This window comes from Faunimonas pinastri, from assembly GCF_900110915.1.
Lineage (GTDB): Bacteria > Pseudomonadota > Alphaproteobacteria > Rhizobiales > Afifellaceae > Faunimonas > Faunimonas pinastri.
Genome location: NZ_FOFG01000002.1, coordinates 24,657 through 40,085, shown reverse-complemented (window position 1 = coordinate 40,085; position 15,429 = coordinate 24,657). Strand labels below are relative to the sequence as shown.

At 66.4% G+C, this 15,429-nt stretch carries 13 protein-coding genes and 1 pseudogene; 4 read left to right on the top strand and 10 right to left on the bottom strand.

All coding sequences use genetic code 11. The annotated features are described in order from the left end of the window. Nucleotides 1–98: 98 nt before the first annotated feature. The 4 genes from BMY25_RS03440 to BMY25_RS03425 form a co-directional block, all read right to left on the bottom strand. A complete protein-coding gene (locus BMY25_RS03440) occupies nt 99–878 on the bottom strand; it encodes a GGDEF domain-containing protein (protein WP_092495227.1) in 780 nt (259 codons plus the stop codon). A gap of 244 nt (nt 879–1,122) precedes the next feature. Beyond that, on the bottom strand, nt 1,123–2,454 hold the full coding sequence (locus BMY25_RS03435; protein ID WP_092495226.1) for an MFS transporter: 1,332 nt from the start codon (nt 2,452–2,454) through the stop codon (nt 1,123–1,125). 234 nt (nt 2,455–2,688) lie between these two features. After that, nucleotides 2,689–3,657 carry a glutathione S-transferase family protein gene (locus BMY25_RS03430; protein ID WP_092495225.1) on the bottom strand — a complete coding sequence of 323 codons (969 nt, stop codon included), beginning with the start codon at nt 3,655–3,657 and terminating at the stop codon, nt 2,689–2,691. Between the two features lie 11 nt (nt 3,658–3,668). After that, nucleotides 3,669–4,577 (bottom strand): VOC family protein, encoded by a 909-nt coding sequence (locus tag BMY25_RS03425; protein ID WP_092495224.1) that lies wholly within the window; start codon nt 4,575–4,577, stop codon nt 3,669–3,671. A gap of 102 nt (nt 4,578–4,679) precedes the next feature. Here BMY25_RS03425 and BMY25_RS03420 point away from each other — a divergent pair, with 102 nt between their 5' ends. Then, nucleotides 4,680–5,615, top strand: a complete 936-nt coding sequence (locus BMY25_RS03420) for a LysR family transcriptional regulator (protein ID WP_092495223.1) — start codon at nt 4,680–4,682, stop codon at nt 5,613–5,615. 93 nt (nt 5,616–5,708) lie between these two features. On the opposite strand, the gene BMY25_RS03415 is transcribed toward BMY25_RS03420, so the two are convergent. Next, complete coding sequence (locus BMY25_RS03415) at nt 5,709–6,662, bottom strand: cation diffusion facilitator family transporter (protein WP_092495222.1); 954 nt, start codon at nt 6,660–6,662, stop codon at nt 5,709–5,711. 54 nt (nt 6,663–6,716) lie between these two features. Further along, a complete protein-coding gene (locus BMY25_RS03410; protein WP_092495221.1) occupies nt 6,717–8,609 on the bottom strand; it encodes a cation:proton antiporter domain-containing protein in 1,893 nt (630 codons plus the stop codon). Between the two features lie 97 nt (nt 8,610–8,706). Between BMY25_RS03410 and BMY25_RS03405 the strand changes: the two genes are divergently transcribed. Beyond that, nucleotides 8,707–8,961, top strand: a complete 255-nt coding sequence (locus BMY25_RS03405; RefSeq protein ID WP_092495220.1) for a helix-turn-helix transcriptional regulator — start codon at nt 8,707–8,709, stop codon at nt 8,959–8,961. A gap of 71 nt (nt 8,962–9,032) precedes the next feature. Here the strand turns inward: BMY25_RS03405 and BMY25_RS03400 are convergent, their stop codons facing one another. After that, nucleotides 9,033–10,205: an MFS transporter gene (locus tag BMY25_RS03400; RefSeq protein WP_092495219.1), complete on the bottom strand. Its 1,173-nt coding sequence runs from the start codon at nt 10,203–10,205 to the stop codon at nt 9,033–9,035. A gap of 31 nt (nt 10,206–10,236) precedes the next feature. After that, nucleotides 10,237–11,040, bottom strand: coding sequence for a DeoR/GlpR family DNA-binding transcription regulator (locus BMY25_RS03395; RefSeq protein ID WP_092495218.1), 804 nt, complete (start codon nt 11,038–11,040; stop codon nt 10,237–10,239). 155 nt (nt 11,041–11,195) lie between these two features. Between BMY25_RS03395 and BMY25_RS03390 the strand changes: the two are divergent. Both BMY25_RS03390 and selD read left to right on the top strand, forming a co-directional pair. After that, a pseudogene (locus BMY25_RS03390) lies at nt 11,196–12,202 on the top strand (zinc-dependent alcohol dehydrogenase). Nucleotides 12,203–12,464: 262 nt separating this feature from the next. Then, nucleotides 12,465–13,511 (top strand): selenide, water dikinase SelD, encoded by a 1,047-nt coding sequence (gene selD / locus BMY25_RS03385; protein ID WP_092495593.1) that lies wholly within the window; start codon nt 12,465–12,467, stop codon nt 13,509–13,511. 82 nt (nt 13,512–13,593) lie between these two features. Here selD and BMY25_RS03380 read toward each other — a convergent pair whose 3' ends face one another. Both BMY25_RS03380 and BMY25_RS03375 read right to left on the bottom strand, forming a co-directional pair. Next, nucleotides 13,594–14,706: a PLP-dependent cysteine synthase family protein gene (locus tag BMY25_RS03380; RefSeq protein WP_092495217.1), complete on the bottom strand. Its 1,113-nt coding sequence runs from the start codon at nt 14,704–14,706 to the stop codon at nt 13,594–13,596. 38 nt (nt 14,707–14,744) lie between these two features. Next, nucleotides 14,745–15,422: a DUF1028 domain-containing protein gene (locus tag BMY25_RS03375; protein ID WP_092495216.1), complete on the bottom strand. Its 678-nt coding sequence runs from the start codon at nt 15,420–15,422 to the stop codon at nt 14,745–14,747. Between the last annotated feature and the right edge of the window lie 7 nt (nt 15,423–15,429).

Genomic DNA, 15,429 nt, shown 5'->3' with positions numbered 1-15,429 from the left:
TGCCGAACTGGCTTGGTATGGCCGCTCGCCAGCATTCATGGCAAGCAGGATGGCGACACTTTGTGCAGCGTCGGGCCGACCGCTCCCGGGGGAGTGACCTATTCGCCTGCGGTGATGGCCGCCGCGCCGCCGATCAGCTTCTGCAGGTCCGGCGCGAGGCAGATCCGGTTTCGTCCGGCATTCTTGGCGGCATAAAGCGCCCGGTCGGCCTGCGAATAAAGCTCGTCGATGGAGATGCCCATCGCCGCGCCAGCCGAGACGGTCACGCTGACGCTGTGCCCGTCCGCCACGATGGGAATCCCGGCGAGCTGTTGGCAGAACGCCTCGACGTTATCCAGCGCCGGGTGAGGATCGGAATCGCGCGAGAGAAAGGCGAATTCCTCGCCCCCCAGCCGGCCGACAAGGCCGAACTTGTCGAGGTGCTCCTGCATTCGGCGTCCGATGGAGACGAGAACGGCGTCGCCGATCCGGTGACCGAAGGCATCGTTGACGGCCTTGAAGCGGTCGACGTCGAAGATCAGCAGGACCAGCGTCATGCCGGCCGCTTCCTCGGCATAGTTGAAGAGAGCCCGGCGGTTCGGCAGTCCCGTCAGCGGATCGGTCAGGCTGAGCTGCTCGACCTCGGCTTTCGTGCGATAGAGCCGGAGATTGGCACGGCCGATGCTGTAGAGCACCGGCAGCGAGATGGCCGTGCACGCAATGACGGTGATCGCCCAGGAACGCAGGGCCTCCGTCCAGTTATTGAAAAAGATCAGCTGGTTGGCAACATCCACCGCCAGCGCCGCCCCCACGCAGAAGCAGGCTGTCTTGGCGACATAGACATGGAGGTCCCGTTCCGTCTGGACACCCAACATCGAGAAATGGCGTTTGAAGCTCATTATGCGAAAGCGCCGTCACGTTCCGATCGAGCGGACAAGACCGAATGATCTGTCACGCCGCCTGAAGACGGAGTTAATCCACCAAGGTCTGTCGGCAATCAGGCGCTTCTTCATGAAAAGGTCGGTGCCCTTCGGCGTCGCGCCTGAAAGAAAGCGCGGCGCCGTAGAACGTTCCCCTCCCGGCGATCTCCGGCGCGACCTTGCGTCGTCGGATCGCCGGTCAGTCGCCCCCGCGTTTCCGGGATCAGTCGCTCTCGTAGCCGTAGACTTCCGGCAGGATGAAGATTGCCGAAAGCAGCCCCACCAGCGGGAAGATGGCGACGAAGAGCGTGGCCCCCGCCTGGCCGATGGCCGTGAAGAGGCTCGGGAACAGGAAGATCGCGAGGAAGGACGGAAGCTTCACGAACATGTAGGCGAAGCCGCTGGCCGTGCCTCGATATTGCGGCCGCGCCACCAGCGTCGGGATCGTCATGCAGTTCGAGGCGTCCCAGTAATGGCCCCAGAGCATCGCGCCCGCCACGAAGGGAAGCAGCACCTTGTGTCCGGTCCAGATCGCCCAGGCGGCAACGAGGAGCGAGACGAGGACGATGCCGAAGCCCCAGATGCTGATCCCGCGATGGCCGATGCGTGGTGTCAGCAACGGTCCGACCCAGCCGGAAATCGCGGCAATGACATAGAGCCCCATTGTCACGAGGTTCGTGCCCAGCACCGTGCTCACGCCCAGCGAGACGAAGAGGGTGGGCAGGTAGAAGGCGAAGGTCGAGAACTCCGAACCCTGGCAGAAGCAGGCGATGTAGCCGAAGAGCGTCGCCCGCCAGCGGATCGGATCCTTGCGCAGGTCAGTCAGGAAGTTCATCAGCTGCGGTTTCGGCACGGTGACGTCGGCCTCCGGCAGCATGTCGAGCCGGTCGCCGTACATGGAGGCAACCACCTCGCGCGCTTCCCGGAACCGGCCGTGCCGGATCAGCCACACCGCCGTTTCCGGCAGGTCATGGCGGAGAACCAGGATGATCAGCGCCGGAACGGCGCCCAGGGCCAGCGTGACGCGCCAGATCCATTCCGGCGGCAGGTTCACCACCATGAAGATCGCGATCACCGCCAGCGTGAGCACCTGGCCGACGGCGAACATGAACTGCCAGCGATTGCCCATGACCTCGCGCGCGCCCTTGGGCATGGATTCCATGATGTAGGTGTAGCCGTTGGAGATGTCGCTGCCGAGCGGCAGGCCCAGAATGAAGCGGACCACGACCAGCCAGCCGATATTCGGCACCACGCCCTGCAGCAGCGCGAAGATGATGAACATGACCATGGTGGCCAGGAACATGACGCGGCGGCCGAGCTTGTCGGAAAGCCACCCGCCGAGCATCGCCCCGATCAGCGCGCCGCCCTGCGTTCCCGCCGCGGCGAGGCCGAGGATCAGCGGGTCGGGATGATAGAGCTGGCGGATGTAGACCAGCACGAAGGCGATGGAATAGAGGTCCCACGCTTCCACCAGGATCGAGGCCATCATCAGCCAGCCGATCCGGTTGCCGCCCGGATTGTACTTGCCCACCAGATAGCGGACGGTCGCATCCATGGATGTCTGCTGGGACACGGTTACCGCCACGAGAAGTCTCCCGTCGCGGACAGTGAGGCGCTTTTCGTAAGATGTATCCAGGTATATTCCTGAATTGGATGCGGTTCCGGCAAGATATCCCCCTTGTCGCGCCGTCGTTTCTTTGGACGCTTGTTGGGCGGAAGGTGACCCCCGGAGATCTGCCCTGTCAAGCAGCCCGGAATATCTTGCCGGCAGGAAGATCAGGAGTGCTGATCAGGGATCCAGCGGGACCAGCATGCGCTCGAAAGGCAGGTTTGGGCCCACTGGCACGAAGCCGCCGGGATTGAGGGCCTTGATCGAGTAATAGCCGCGCTTGATGTGCTCGATGCTCACCGTTGACGCGATTTCCGGGATCTGGAGCATCCGCTCCAGCAAAGCCGAAAGCGCGGGATAATCCGCGACCCTGCGCCGGTTGCACTTGAAGAGCGCGTAGTAGGCCGCGTCGAAGCGGACCAGCGTCACGAAAAGGCGGATGTCTGTTTCGGTCAGCCGCTCGCCGAAGAGGAAGGCCCGGCCGTCGGAGAGCCGCGCTTCCAGCTCGTCGAGCATCGCGAAGACGTCGCGGTAGGCTTCCTCGTAGGCCACCTGCGTGGTCGCGAAGCCGGCGCGATAGACGCCGTTGTTGAGCGCGGGATAGATCGCGTCGTTCAGCGCGTCGATATCGGGCCGGAGATCTTCCAGATAAAGATCCGGCCCGCTCGCCAGCGTCCCGAAGCCGCTGTTGAACATGCGCAGGATATCGGCGGATTCGTTGTTGACGATGGCCCGGCGTTTTCGGTCCCAGAGAACCGGGACCGTCGCGCGGCCCGTGAAGTCGGAATCGGCGCGGCTGTAGATCTCGTGCAAGTAGCTGCTGCCGTTGACCGGGTCCGGCGACGTCGCGGGATCGAAGCGCCAGCCCTGATCGGAGAGTTCCGGCTCGACGATGGAGACGGACACCGCCTGCTTCAATCCCTTGAGCGCACGCGCGATCAGCGTTCGGGACGCCCAGGGGCAGATCAGCGCGACATAGAGGTGATATCGGCCCGACTCGGCCTCAAAACCGCCGTCGCCGCTCGGCCCGGCGCTGCCGTCAGTCGTCACGAAATTGCGGAAGCTCGAGGTTTGGCGCACGAAGCCGCCTTTGGCGTCCTTCGCCTGGACCGGCTGCCAATCCGCCACCCATTTTCCGTTTCGAAGCATGATCGAGGTTCTCAGCCGGTTTTCAGCACGATGCCGATTCCGGCGGGATCGCGGAGCGAGATGCCGTTCCCGACCTCGCTGAACGGGACGGCGGAGGCGGACAGGCGATCGCGGGCGACCTCGATGGTCTCCGCGTCCCGGGCGATCAGTTCGTAGGAGCGCAGGCCCGTGCTCGTGCCGTCCAGCGGGGCGGCGGCGCGGCTGTTCCAGATGTTGGTCGCGATCTGATGATGGTAGCCGCCGGATCCGTAGAAAACCGCGCCGGGATAACGGCAGGTCACGTCAAAGCCCAGCAGGCCGGAATAGAAGGCTTCCGCCGATGGCAGGTTGCCGGTCTGCAGGTGCATGTGGCCTACGATCGCGCCGGCGGGCCAGCCGCTCCAGTCCACTTCTTGTCCGGCCTCCATCAGGTCGGCGAAGTCGAGCGGGCCGGTCGTCATCTCGATTGCCCCGTCCGTCACCTTCCAGGTCGAGCGCGGCCGGTCGGCATAGATCTCGACCCCGTTGCCCTCGGGATCGCTCAGATACACCGCTTCCGAAACGCTGTGATCGCTGGCTCCGAGCAGGGGAAAGCGCCTGGCAGCCGCGTGGCTGAGCCATGCGCCGAGATGCCCGCGCGACGGCAGCAGGAACGCCGTGTGGAAGAGCCCGGCATCCCGCCGGTCGTGGGCGCGGGCAGCGGGTTCGCCCTGGAGGCGCAGGAGCCCGGCGCTGGGGGAGCCCAGCACCACGGTGTTCGCGCTCTCGTCCCGCAGCGTGAGGCCGACGACCTCCTGATAGAAGGCGGAGACCCGCGGAAGGTCGTGGACCGCGATGGTGACGCCGCCGATCCGGTGAGGCGCGGCGGCCAGAACCGGCGAGCCGAGATCATCGACAGGAACCGTGTCTGGAAGGGACACATTCGAGGTTGCGGTCTGCATGAAAGGCTCCGTCGGCTCAGGATACCGGTCAATGTAATCTTTCCTCATAAGCGAGATAATATATGATCCTTGCATGTCATCTCACACTGAGAGAGTGAAGCCGTGCTGGACCGCCTGACCGGAATGCAGGTCTTCGCGAGGATCGCGGGCCTCGGCAGCATCTCCGCGGCGGCCCGCTCGATGCAGATCTCCGCCACCATGGCGACCAAGCACCTGGCATCGCTGGAGGAGCAGCTCGGCGTCCAGTTGCTGCACCGGACCACGCGGCGGCTGACGCTGACGGAAGCCGGGCGGCAGTTTCTGGAAAGCGCGGAGCGGATCCTCGCCGAATTTCACGAAGCGGAAACGGTCGCTTCGGCCGAGCGGGTGGAGGTCGGCGGGCTGCTCCGCATCAACGTGCCGCTGTCCTTCGGCTTCCGCGTGATCGCGCCGCTGATGCCGGAATTGCGCGAACTCTATCCCGCGCTGAAAATCGAGATGGGGCTTTCCGATCGCGTGGTCGATCTCGTCGAGGAGGGCTGGGACGTGGCGATCCGGGTCGGGCAATTGCGCGATTCCTCTATGATCGTCCGCAAGCTCGCGCCCTGCCGCCTGCTTCTCGTGGCAGCGCCCGACTATCTCCGCCGCCATGGCACGCCGCGCACCGTGGCCGATCTCGGGGAGCATGATTGCCTCGGCTACACGCTTTCGCCGACGATCGGCGCCACCGAGTGGTCTTTCGGCGCGGACGGACGCATCCGGCAGCCGATCGACGCGCATTTCCGCGCCAATAACGGGGACGCGCTAGTCGCGCTGGCGATCGGCGGGGCGGGGATCACCTACCAGCCCACCTTCCTCGTCGCCGATGCCGTCAGGTCCGGGCAACTCGTGCCGATCGCGCTGGATCAGGACTTGGTGGCGAGCCTCGGAATCTTCGCCTTGTTCGCCCCGCACCGGCGACCGCCCGCCAAGATCAGGGCCTTCGTGGATTTCCTCGTGAACCGCTTCGGGAAGGAACCGCCATGGGAAAAGGGGCTTCCCGGATTTCCCATGGCGTGAGCGGGAGCGCCCCGGCAGAACCGGCGGAACCCCCTCGGGCGATTTTCTCTCTCTCTCCGGAAGGCTCGTCCTGGCCCGGCCCGGCCTGCCGGATCAGGTCTCCGCCACGGCGGCGCTTTCCTCAAGATTGCGCCGGTGCGCATCGAAGCTCTGCGCTTCCACGAAGACGCGCGTCACTTCCGGCCGGAGCGCCTTGATCTGCCGTTCGATGCTGGTGACGGCGGCTTCGACTTCGCCGGCGGTCAGCCGGTCGCGGAAGTCCAGGCTCATGGCGACCAGCACGTCGTCCGGGCCGAAATGCATGGTGAGGAACTCGTTGATGCGCTCCACGCCGTGCTGGCGCAGCGCGACTTCCCGCAGCGCCGCCTTCGTTTCCGGCGCCACGCTTTCGCCGGTCAGCAGGCTCTGGCATTCATAGGCAAGGAAGACGGCCGTGCCGGCGAGGATGAGGCCGATCACCACGGACGCCATGCCGTCCAGCGCCGGCATGTCTAGCCATTGCGAGAGGATGAGACCTGCGAGCGCCACGAAGAGCCCGGCCAGCGCGGCTGTATCCTCGAAGAGAACTGTGAAGATGGTGGGGTCCTTGCTGAGCCGGACCGCCTGAATCCAGCCACGCTTGCCCTTGGCGGAGCGGAACGCGCGGAGCGCGATGAACCAGACGCTGCCCTCGAACAGGATGGCGAAACCCAGCACGAGGTAATTGACCCAGGGCGCCTCGACCGGATGCGGCGAGCGGATTTTCTCCAGCCCTTCCAGAATGGAGACGCCGGCGCCCAGGCCGAAGATGAGGACGGCGACCACGAAGGCCCAGAAATAGAGTTCGAGACCATGTCCGAAGGGATGGTTCTCGGTGGCTGGTCGCTTGGCGCGCCGCATGCCGAAGAGCAGCAGGCCCTGGTTTCCGGTGTCGACCAACGAGTGAACCGCCTCGCTGAGCATGGCCGCGCTGCCGGTATAGGCGGCGGCACCGAATTTCGTGACGGCGATTGCTGCGTTGCCTGTCAGCGCTGCGAAAATCACCAGCTTTGAGCCGTGAGCGGCCATTGGGTCTAAGGTCTCCCTTGAGGTTGTGAAACGAAATCGGATAGGGGCGGGCGATCAGCTCGCCCGGGCGTAGGGCGGTTCGCCCTGCTGCGTGTCTGATGGCGGCGGAGGTTCATCCGGAGTGAAGGCGTTCCGCTCGCCGGAAGCTTCGGGTGGGGCGGCTTCCCGGTGCCGGGTGATCTGGTGCAGCATGCCGCGCGCGATCTCCCGCTCTCCCATGATGATCACGTCGGCGTCGTGGCGCTTGAGGTGCTCGACCTCCGCGTCGGAATGGGCGCGGGCAATGATCAGGATCAGCGGGTTTGCCGCGCGTGCCTGCTCGGCGATGTGCGCCGCCTCGAAGGCGTTCGGAATGGCGATGACGATGTTGCGCGCACCGAGCAGGTTGGCAAGCACCAGCACATGCCGGCTCGCCGCGTTGCCGGAGATCACCTCGATGCCGTCCCCGGTCGCTCGAAGGATGCGGTCTTCGGCATCCTCGATCAGCAGGAAGGGCTCCGCGCGGTCGGCCAGTTCCTCCGCAACGATGCTGCCGACGCGACCGAAGCCGACAAGGATCGTGTGGTCCGCCAGCGCGGTCGGCACGGCGAGTGCGTCCGGGTTTTCGCTGGGCGCCGCGGTGACGGCAACGGTTTCCGCCGTGCCCGGCTCGTTGGGAGATGCGGCTTCGGGAGCGATGGGCCCCGGCGCAGGCTCCGCAACTCGGGCCGCAAGCCGGCGCTCCCAGGCCAGTCGAAGCCGACCGGCCGCGAAGAAGACGAGGGGATTGAGGATGATCGACAGAATCGCGCCGGCCAGGATGAGATCCCGCGCCTCTGCCGGCAGCAGCTTCAGCCCGACCCCGAGCTCGGCAAGGATGAAGGAAAACTCGCCGATCTGCGCCAGGCTCGCGGAAATCGTCAGCGCCGTGCCGACCGGGCGCCGGAACAGGAGCACGATCAGGAAGGAGGCGATCGACTTGCCGACCACGATGATGAACAGCGTCGCCAGCACCGGCAACGGCTCGCGGATCAGGATGCCGGGATCGAACAGCATGCCGACCGAGACGAAGAACAGCACGGCGAAGGCGTCTCGAAGCGGCAGGCTCTCCTGGGCGGCGCGGTGGCTGAGCTCGCTTTCCGACAGGATCATGCCGGCGAAGAAGGCGCCCAGCGCCAGCGACACGCCGAAGAGCTGAGAGGAGCCGAATGCGACGCCGAGCGCGATGGCCAGCACGCCCAGCCGGAACAGCTCGCGCGAGCCGGTGTGGGCGATCCGGTGCAGGATCCATGGGATCGCCCGGCGACCGAGCAGGAGCATGACCAGCACGAAGGCGACGATCTCCAGAAGCGTCGCGCCGACAAGGCCGGGCACGCCGAGGTCGCGGCCGGCCACATGGCTGAGGATCAGGCTGAGCGAGTCGCCGGTCGCGTGCTCGCTGCTGCCGATGCTGGCCAGTGCGGGGATGAGCACCAGCGCGACGACCATGAAGAGGTCTTCCACGATCAGCCAGCCGATGGCGATCTTGCCACGCTCGCTCTCCAAAAGCCGACGTTCCTGCAGGGCCTTCAGAAGCACCACGGTGGAGGCGACCGACAGCGCGAGGCCGAAAACGAGGCTGCCGCCGGTGGGCCAGCCCATCAGCCAGCCGAAGCCCCAGCCGAGCAGCGTGGCGCAGCCGATCTGCACGACGGCCCCCGGCACGGAGATGCCCCGCACGGCGAGGAGATCCCGGAGCGAGAAGTGCAGCCCGACGCCGAACATCAGCAGGATGACGCCGATTTCCGCCAGTTCCGGGGCCAGCGTCTGGTCCGCCACGAAGCCGGGTGTGTGCGGTCCGACGAGAACGCCGGCTATGAGGTAGCCGACCAGCGGCGGCAATCGGAAACGGTTTGCGATGGCACCCAGGATGAACGCCAGCACGAGGCCGGCAACGATCGTCGAGATCAGTGGGGTACCATGCGGCATCAGGTCTCCTAGCGAGGGCTGGACGGAAAGCGGAATTGAGCTATTTGCTCAGTATCAACCAATATGGTTGAACACTAAGGCAGCTTCAAGGAGATCGATGTTGCCCTTGAACCCTCCCCAGTGCCGGGCCGCGCGCGCACTGCTCGACTGGACGCAGGCGGAGCTTGCGGATCGGGCCGAAGTCTCGCGCAGCACCATCCGGGACTTCGAAAGCGGACGGCACGACCTCCACCGCGCCAGCGCGGCGCAGATCCGCCGCGCCTGCGAGGATGCGGGCGTGGTCTTCGTCGATGTGGAAGGCGTCGGCCCCGGCGTCTGCCTCAGGGAGACGGAGCCGGACCAGCGCGCCTGAGATCTCGCGGATGAACGAGGTGACGGGCGAAGCGTGGGTCGGCAGCCCGAAAGCTGCGGCCTGAAGGCCCCTCAGGTGGGGGAGTTGGTTTTACCGGTCTGCAGCAAGCTGCCGCTGAAGCCGAGGCCGAGCATCATGGCCGCGATCACCAGAAAGGCGACGGGCAGGCTGGAGAGGTGGGCGATGAAGCCGATGCCCGCCGGTCCCGCCAGGATGCCGGCATAGCCGAGCGTCGTGACCGCGGGGACCGCGATCCGTTCCGGCATCACGTTCTGCCGGCCGACCGCGCTGAAAAGCACGGGCACGATGTTGGAGCAGCCGGCGCCGACCAGCGCGTAGCCGAGCAGGGCCACTTCCCATGACGGAATGAACGTGCCCAGCGCAAAGCCGAGCGCGGCCAGAACACCGCCGACCATCATGACGTGTCGCCCGCCGAGGCGCTCGACGACGCGGTCGCCGGTCAGGCGCCCGAACGTCATGGTCGTGGCGAAGGCGGCGTAGCCGAGGCCCGCATAGGAAGTCGGGATCCGATGAACCTGCGTCAGGAAGACGGCGCTCCAATCGAGGACCGCGCCCTCCGCCAGGAAGCACACGCAGCAGAGAACGCCGATCAGGAGCACCACGCCGTGCGGCACCGCGAAGGCAGGCCCGCCGCTCTCGCTGCCATAGGGCAGGAGCTTGTTGGCGGAAATCGCGAGGGCAAGGAGCATCAGCCCGGCGATGCAGAGGCTGGCGGCGAGCGGCGAGGTGCCGAGGCTGAGAAGAAGGGCCATTCCGCCCGCGCCCAGAATACCGCCCACGCTGAACATGCCGTGGAACCCCGACATCATGGACCGGCCGCTGGCGCGCTCCACGATGATCGCCTGGATGTTGATGACGACATCCATCGTGCCGATGCTGGCGCCGAAGAGCAGCAGCGTCAAAACGAAAGGCGCGATGGAGGAGACGGTGGCCAGGAGGGGCAGCGTGATGGCCGCGGCGATGGCGGCGACCGTCAACACGCGCCGGCAACCGAAACGGCCGGCCATCGCACCGGCCAGCGGCATCGTCACGACCGAGCCGGCGCCGAGGCAGAGGAGCAGCAGGCCGAGCGTTCCGTCGCTGATGCCGAGCCGCGCCTTGGCGAAGGGCACGAGCGCGGCCCAGGCGGCACCGGCAAAACCCGGGATGAAGAAGACCGTCCGCGTGGCGAACTGCTCCGCTCTGCCGGGAAGGTGTCGGGAGGCGGCGTCGAGCGATGTCATCGGGGTGAACTCGGTCCGTATGTGGTGATTATCAGCGTGACAACGCGGGCTCGGCCATGCGCACCGCTGTCCCGAGTTCGCGAAAGGGGGCAAGCGCGGGTTCCGCCGCGTCCGCTTCCACGACCAGATGCGTCAGCAGCGAAGCGGGCCCCACCTCGAACGGCGCGGAAGTGCCGAGCTTGTCGTTGGTGACGGCGGTCGCAATCATCGACGCCATCTCGACGACTGCGTGCTTCAGTTCCGCATCCTCGAAATCGGTGGCGGTGATGCCGCCCTCCGGGTCGAGCGCGCATGTGCCGAGAAAAGCCATGTCCAGCCGGATCGCCCCGAGGTCGCGCAGCGCTCGCGCACCTAGGGCGGCCCCGAGACGGGGATCGATCCGGCCGCCGATCACGACGAGCCGGATATCCGGAAGTGTCATCAGTGCGGCGGCAATCGCAGGCGCATTGGTCACCACGGTCAGATCGAGGCCGGCCGGAAGAGCGCGGGCGATCGCAAGATTGGTCGAGCCACCGTCGAGGAAGAGGACACCGCCTTTGCGACAGGTCTCGGCGATCAGTCGTGCGCCGCATGCGCCAAGCGCCGACTTCCGGAGGGGCTGGTCGGCGATGCGCTGGTCGATGGGCGGGGTTGCCGGGGCAAGCGAAAGCGCGCCCCCATAAACACGGCGGCATAAGCCGGAAGCGGCAAGCTCCCGCAGGTCCCGCCGGATCGTATCATCGGAAACGCCGTACTGCCGCGCGAGATCCACCGCCAGCACGCGGCCTCGGCGCGACAATTCCTGGCGGATTCGCTCCTGCCGCTCGTCGGGAAGGGATGTTGCTGCGCTCGTCACCGATTCTGGTCCCGAATCTGAGAGAAACGTGCACGATCGTGCATGACCATGCAATCGTCTGCGGCGATGTTTCTGCGTGTGATCAATGCAGAGACGTCGGCGATGAGTATTCTCTGCCAGCCGGTTCGCTGGCTCACCGGAAAGGGGACACGATGGTGCAGATGATGCGGACCGCTGTGGTTCATGAATTCGGCACCCCTCCTGATCGAGGACGTCCCCGTTCCTGTTCCCGGTCCCGGCGAGGTGCTCGTCAAGGTTCTCGCCAGCGGCGTCTGCCACACCGACCTGCATGCCGCCGACGGCGACTGGCCGGTGAAGCCGAGCCCGCCTTTCATTCCCGGCCATGAGGTCGCCGGCGTGGGGATCCAGCTCGGCCCCGGCGTGACGGAGCTGAGGCAAGGCAACATGGTCGGCGTCGCCTGGCTCCATGACGCCTGCATGCGCTGCGAGTATTGCGAGACGGGCTGGGAATTCCTTTGCGAGCACCAGCACGATACCGGCTACAGCTGTAATGGCGCTTTGCCGAATACGTGATCGCATCCGCGCCCTTCGTCGGGCGTCTGCCGGCCGGGGTGGATGTCGCGGAAATCGCGCCGATCCTTTGCGCGGGCTTGACCACTTACAAAGGTCTGAAGGAAACCGACGCCAAACCCGGCGAGTGTGGCGGCGCTCGACATAGCACCCGGGAAGCTTCAGCTGGCGCGGGATGCCGGCGCGGACATCGCCGTCGACGCGCGTGCGCCCGATGCGGTGGACCAGAGTCTCAAGGCGACCGGCCGCGGCGCGCATGGCGTGCTCGTCGCAGCGGTCTCGCCGCCGGCCTTCAACCAGGCCCTGCAGATCGTGCGTCGCAAGGGCACGGTAAGCACTCGTCGGCCTGCCGCCGGGCGAGTTTCCGACGCCCATCTTCGACGTCGCCCTCAAGCGTATCACGGTGCGCGGCTTCATCGTCGGCACGCGTCGCGACCTTGAGGAGGCTCTCGCCTTTGCCGCCGAGGGCAAGGTGAAATCCCAGATCCGGAAGGCGCCGCTGGAAGAGATCAACAGCATCTTCGCCGACCTGAAGGCGGGAAAGATCGAAGGCCGCGTGGTGCTGGACATGACCGCGCCACAGGTCGGCAATTACGCGCGCCACGAGAAGGCGGAAGCGCTCACGGTCTGATTCGAGGGGAGGCGGCCGCCGCTCAGCGCCCCGGCACGAGCCCGAGACCTTCGTGCGGCCCGAGCTGAGGCGGTCGCCCGCCCCCTCGTGATTTCGATGCCTGGAAAGCTGCACGCGTCCCGATCCGGCAGGGACAGGGTCTCCATCTACTGCACTCGCGATACGCGCCGAAGCTTCTGCCTGCGAAAAATCGTCTCGCGCGTTGCATTTCCACGTGCCCGGGATCTATCTCCGAAAGGAACCGATCGAAACGGACCCCATCATGCCAGCATCTTCGCCCCGCCTGACCGAACTCGCGCATGGAGGCGGCTGCGGCTGCAAGCTGGCTCCCTCCGTCCTGCAGAGCCTGCTTGCCGACCAGCCGATGATGGGCACCTTCAGCCAGCTCCTGGTCGGGGCCGAGACATCGGACGACGCCGCGGTCTGGCAGGTCGACGACAATCTGGCCATCATCGCCACCACCGACTTTTTCATGCCGATGGTGGACGATCCCCATGACTTCGGGCGGATCGCCGCGACCAACGCCATTTCCGACATCTATGCCATGGGCGGCCGACCGATCATGGCGCTGGCGATCCTCGGCGTTCCGGTGAGCAAACTCGAGCCGGCGGTCGTGCGGCAGATCCTGCAGGGTGGCGCGTCCATCTGCGCGGAGGCGGGCATTCCGGTGGCCGGCGGCCATTCCATCGACGCGCCGGAGCCGATCTACGGCCTCGCGGTGATCGGGCTCATCCGCCCCGACCAGGTCCGCCGCAATGCCGGCGCGCAAGCCGGCGACGCGCTGATCCTGACCAAGGGCATCGGCGTCGGCATCTATTCCGCCGCGATCAAGCGCGGCGCCCTGCCGGAAGGCGCCTATGACGAGATGATCGCCTCCACGACGCTCCTGAACCGGGTCGGCTCGGAACTGGCCTCCGATCCCGCCGTGCACGGTATTACCGACGTGACGGGCTTCGGCCTTCTCGGGCACTCGCTGGAGATGGCGCGGGGATCGGGTCTGAGCCTGACGATCCGGCAGGATGCGGTGCCGCTGCTGACGCATGCGCAGGCGCTCGCCCGGGAAGGCTTCGTCACCGGCGCCTCGCCACGCAACTGGGACAGCTACGGCTCGGGTATCGTGCTGCCGGAGGATTGCCCGGACTGGCAGCGGATGCTCCTCACCGATCCACAGACCTCGGGTGGATTGCTGGTTGCCTGCGCGGCCGACGCGGCGGACGCGCTGGTCGAGCGCATCCGGGCTGCCGGCTATCCGCTAGTCGCCCGGATCGGCACCGCGGAAGCGGGACCGCCGCGTGTCGTGGTGGTCTGAGGGAGGCACCCCGCCGCCGACATGGCTGAGGTGAAAGACTTGCCGGGCCGGCGGTGATATCGCCGGCGACCGTGAAGGCGGATCAGGCGACCTCCAGGTCGCAGTCCAGACGGCCCGTTGCGAGGAAGTCTTCGATCAGCCGCTCCGTTTCCGAGCAGTCGATGCCCTGCGTGGCAAGCCAGTCCTCGGCGTAATAGGAGCAGGAATAGCGCTCGCCTGCGTCGCAGATCAGCGACACCAGCGAGCCCATCTCGTTGGCGCGGATCATCGAGGCCGCCTTCCAGCAGAGCGCGAAGAAATTGGTGCCGGTCGAGCCGCCGACGCGGCGGCCGAGATGGCAGGAAAGCGCCCGCATCGCACCGATGGCGTTGCAGTCGGGAACGCGCACCATCTCGTCGATCACTTCGGCCACGAAGGAGGGCTCGACACGCGGCCGGCCGATGCCCTCGATGCGCGACGGGCGCGGGCAGGTGACGCCGCGGTCGCCCCGCTTGAAGCTCTCGAAGAAGGCGGAATGTTCGGGATCGACGCCAAGGAGCTTTGTCGGCAGGCGTTTGTAATGGATGTAGCGCCCGATCGTGGCGGTGGTGCCGCCGGTGCCGGCGCTCATCACGATCCAGCGCGGCAGCGGATGACGCTCGATCCGCATCTGCTCGAAGATGGATTCGGCGATGTTGTTGTTGCCGCGCCAGTCCGTCGCGCGTTCGGCGAAGGTGAACTGGTCGAGGTAATAGCCGCCGATGCGCTGGGCGAGCGCCGCGGCTTCCTCGTAGAGCGAGATGCCCGGCTTGATGAGGTGGCAGCGGCCGCCATAGTGCTCGATGGCGCGGACCTTGTCCTGCGACGTCGTCTCCGGCATCACCGCGTAGAAGGGCACGCCGATCATGCGGGCAAAATAGGCCTCCGACACGGCGGTGGAGCCGGAGGAGGCCTCGACCACCGGCGCTCCCTTGCCGATCTTCCTGTTGCAGAGCGCGTAGAGGAACAGCGAGCGCGCGAGGCGATGCTTCAGGCTGCCGGTCGGGTGGGTCGATTCGTCCTTGAGGTAGATGTCGACGCCGCCGAGGTCGAGATCGAGCTTCAGGAGATGCGTGTCGGCGGAGCGGTGCTGATCCGCCTCGATCAGCGCCACCGCCCCGTTGTTCCACGCCCACGCGTCGAGAGTGTCGACCGTGGGCTTCGCGATCTCGTTCATGGGCACGTTTCCCGTCTGGCGGCCTGGCAAGCCGCCGGTCAGACCTGCAAGGCGGAGTTGATCAACGGTTTCAGCTCGGCCGGCCGAAGCACCTGCGTGATGAAACGTTCCACCAGCGGCTCGTAGGCTGTCCAGAGCTTGCGCAGTTTCGTGGCGGGATTGAGTTCGAAATCGACGCGGAGGTCAACGAGGGGCCACGCATGCCGGTCGACGATCAGCAGCGCCGCCGCCATGGCCGGCTGCGTTTCCCCGCCGGCGGTCACGCCCGCGTCGAGCCCGTCCAGCAGGCGCTCGGCGAAAAGCGAGGCCCCCGAGGCCTCGTAACCCCGGATCATCTCGGCGGTGACGGTCTCGTTGACCATGAAATTGCCGACCGACACGCAGGCGTCGCCCTGATGCGCGGTGTTGATGGACTCGATCCCGGGACCGTTGAAGAAAGCCGTGCCGCCCTCGCGATCCACCGCCGCGAACTGGCGGAGGTCCGGCTGGTCGCTGCCGGCGACAAGCAGCGCGACGACTTCGCTGGCCGTGAACCCCTGCGCCAGCAGGTCGAGGCCGAGCGGTCCGCAGCGGATATCGGTGCGATGCTGGGTGGAAACCGCGCCCGCGCCGGCCCGTGCCCACGGGCAGCGGTTGCCGACGGCGATCGAGGAACTGGCGACGGCAATGCCGAACATCCCGGTTTCGCGGTCCAGCGCGTTCAGTGAAAACGTCATGTCGTCT

What these genes read in the sequence shown, in the direction of transcription:
- BMY25_RS03440 (WP_092495227.1), bottom strand. Translation starts at nt 878, where the DNA reads ATGAGCTTCAAACGCCATTTCTCGATGTTGGGTGTCCAGACGGAACGG.
- BMY25_RS03400 (WP_092495219.1), bottom strand. Translation starts at nt 10,205, where the DNA reads ATGACATCGCTCGACGCCGCCTCCCGACACCTTCCCGGCAGAGCGGAG.
- BMY25_RS03405 (WP_092495220.1), top strand. Translation starts at nt 8,707, where the DNA reads ATGTTGCCCTTGAACCCTCCCCAGTGCCGGGCCGCGCGCGCACTGCTC.
- selD (WP_092495593.1), top strand. Translation starts at nt 12,465, where the DNA reads ATGCCAGCATCTTCGCCCCGCCTGACCGAACTCGCGCATGGAGGCGGC.
- BMY25_RS03375 (WP_092495216.1), bottom strand. Translation starts at nt 15,422, where the DNA reads ATGACGTTTTCACTGAACGCGCTGGACCGCGAAACCGGGATGTTCGGC.
- BMY25_RS03415 (WP_092495222.1), bottom strand. Translation starts at nt 6,662, where the DNA reads ATGGCCGCTCACGGCTCAAAGCTGGTGATTTTCGCAGCGCTGACAGGC.
- BMY25_RS03435 (WP_092495226.1), bottom strand. Translation starts at nt 2,454, where the DNA reads ATGGATGCGACCGTCCGCTATCTGGTGGGCAAGTACAATCCGGGCGGC.
- BMY25_RS03425 (WP_092495224.1), bottom strand. Translation starts at nt 4,577, where the DNA reads ATGCAGACCGCAACCTCGAATGTGTCCCTTCCAGACACGGTTCCTGTC.
- BMY25_RS03410 (WP_092495221.1), bottom strand. Translation starts at nt 8,609, where the DNA reads ATGCCGCATGGTACCCCACTGATCTCGACGATCGTTGCCGGCCTCGTG.
- BMY25_RS03430 (WP_092495225.1), bottom strand. Translation starts at nt 3,657, where the DNA reads ATGCTTCGAAACGGAAAATGGGTGGCGGATTGGCAGCCGGTCCAGGCG.
- BMY25_RS03380 (WP_092495217.1), bottom strand. Translation starts at nt 14,706, where the DNA reads ATGAACGAGATCGCGAAGCCCACGGTCGACACTCTCGACGCGTGGGCG.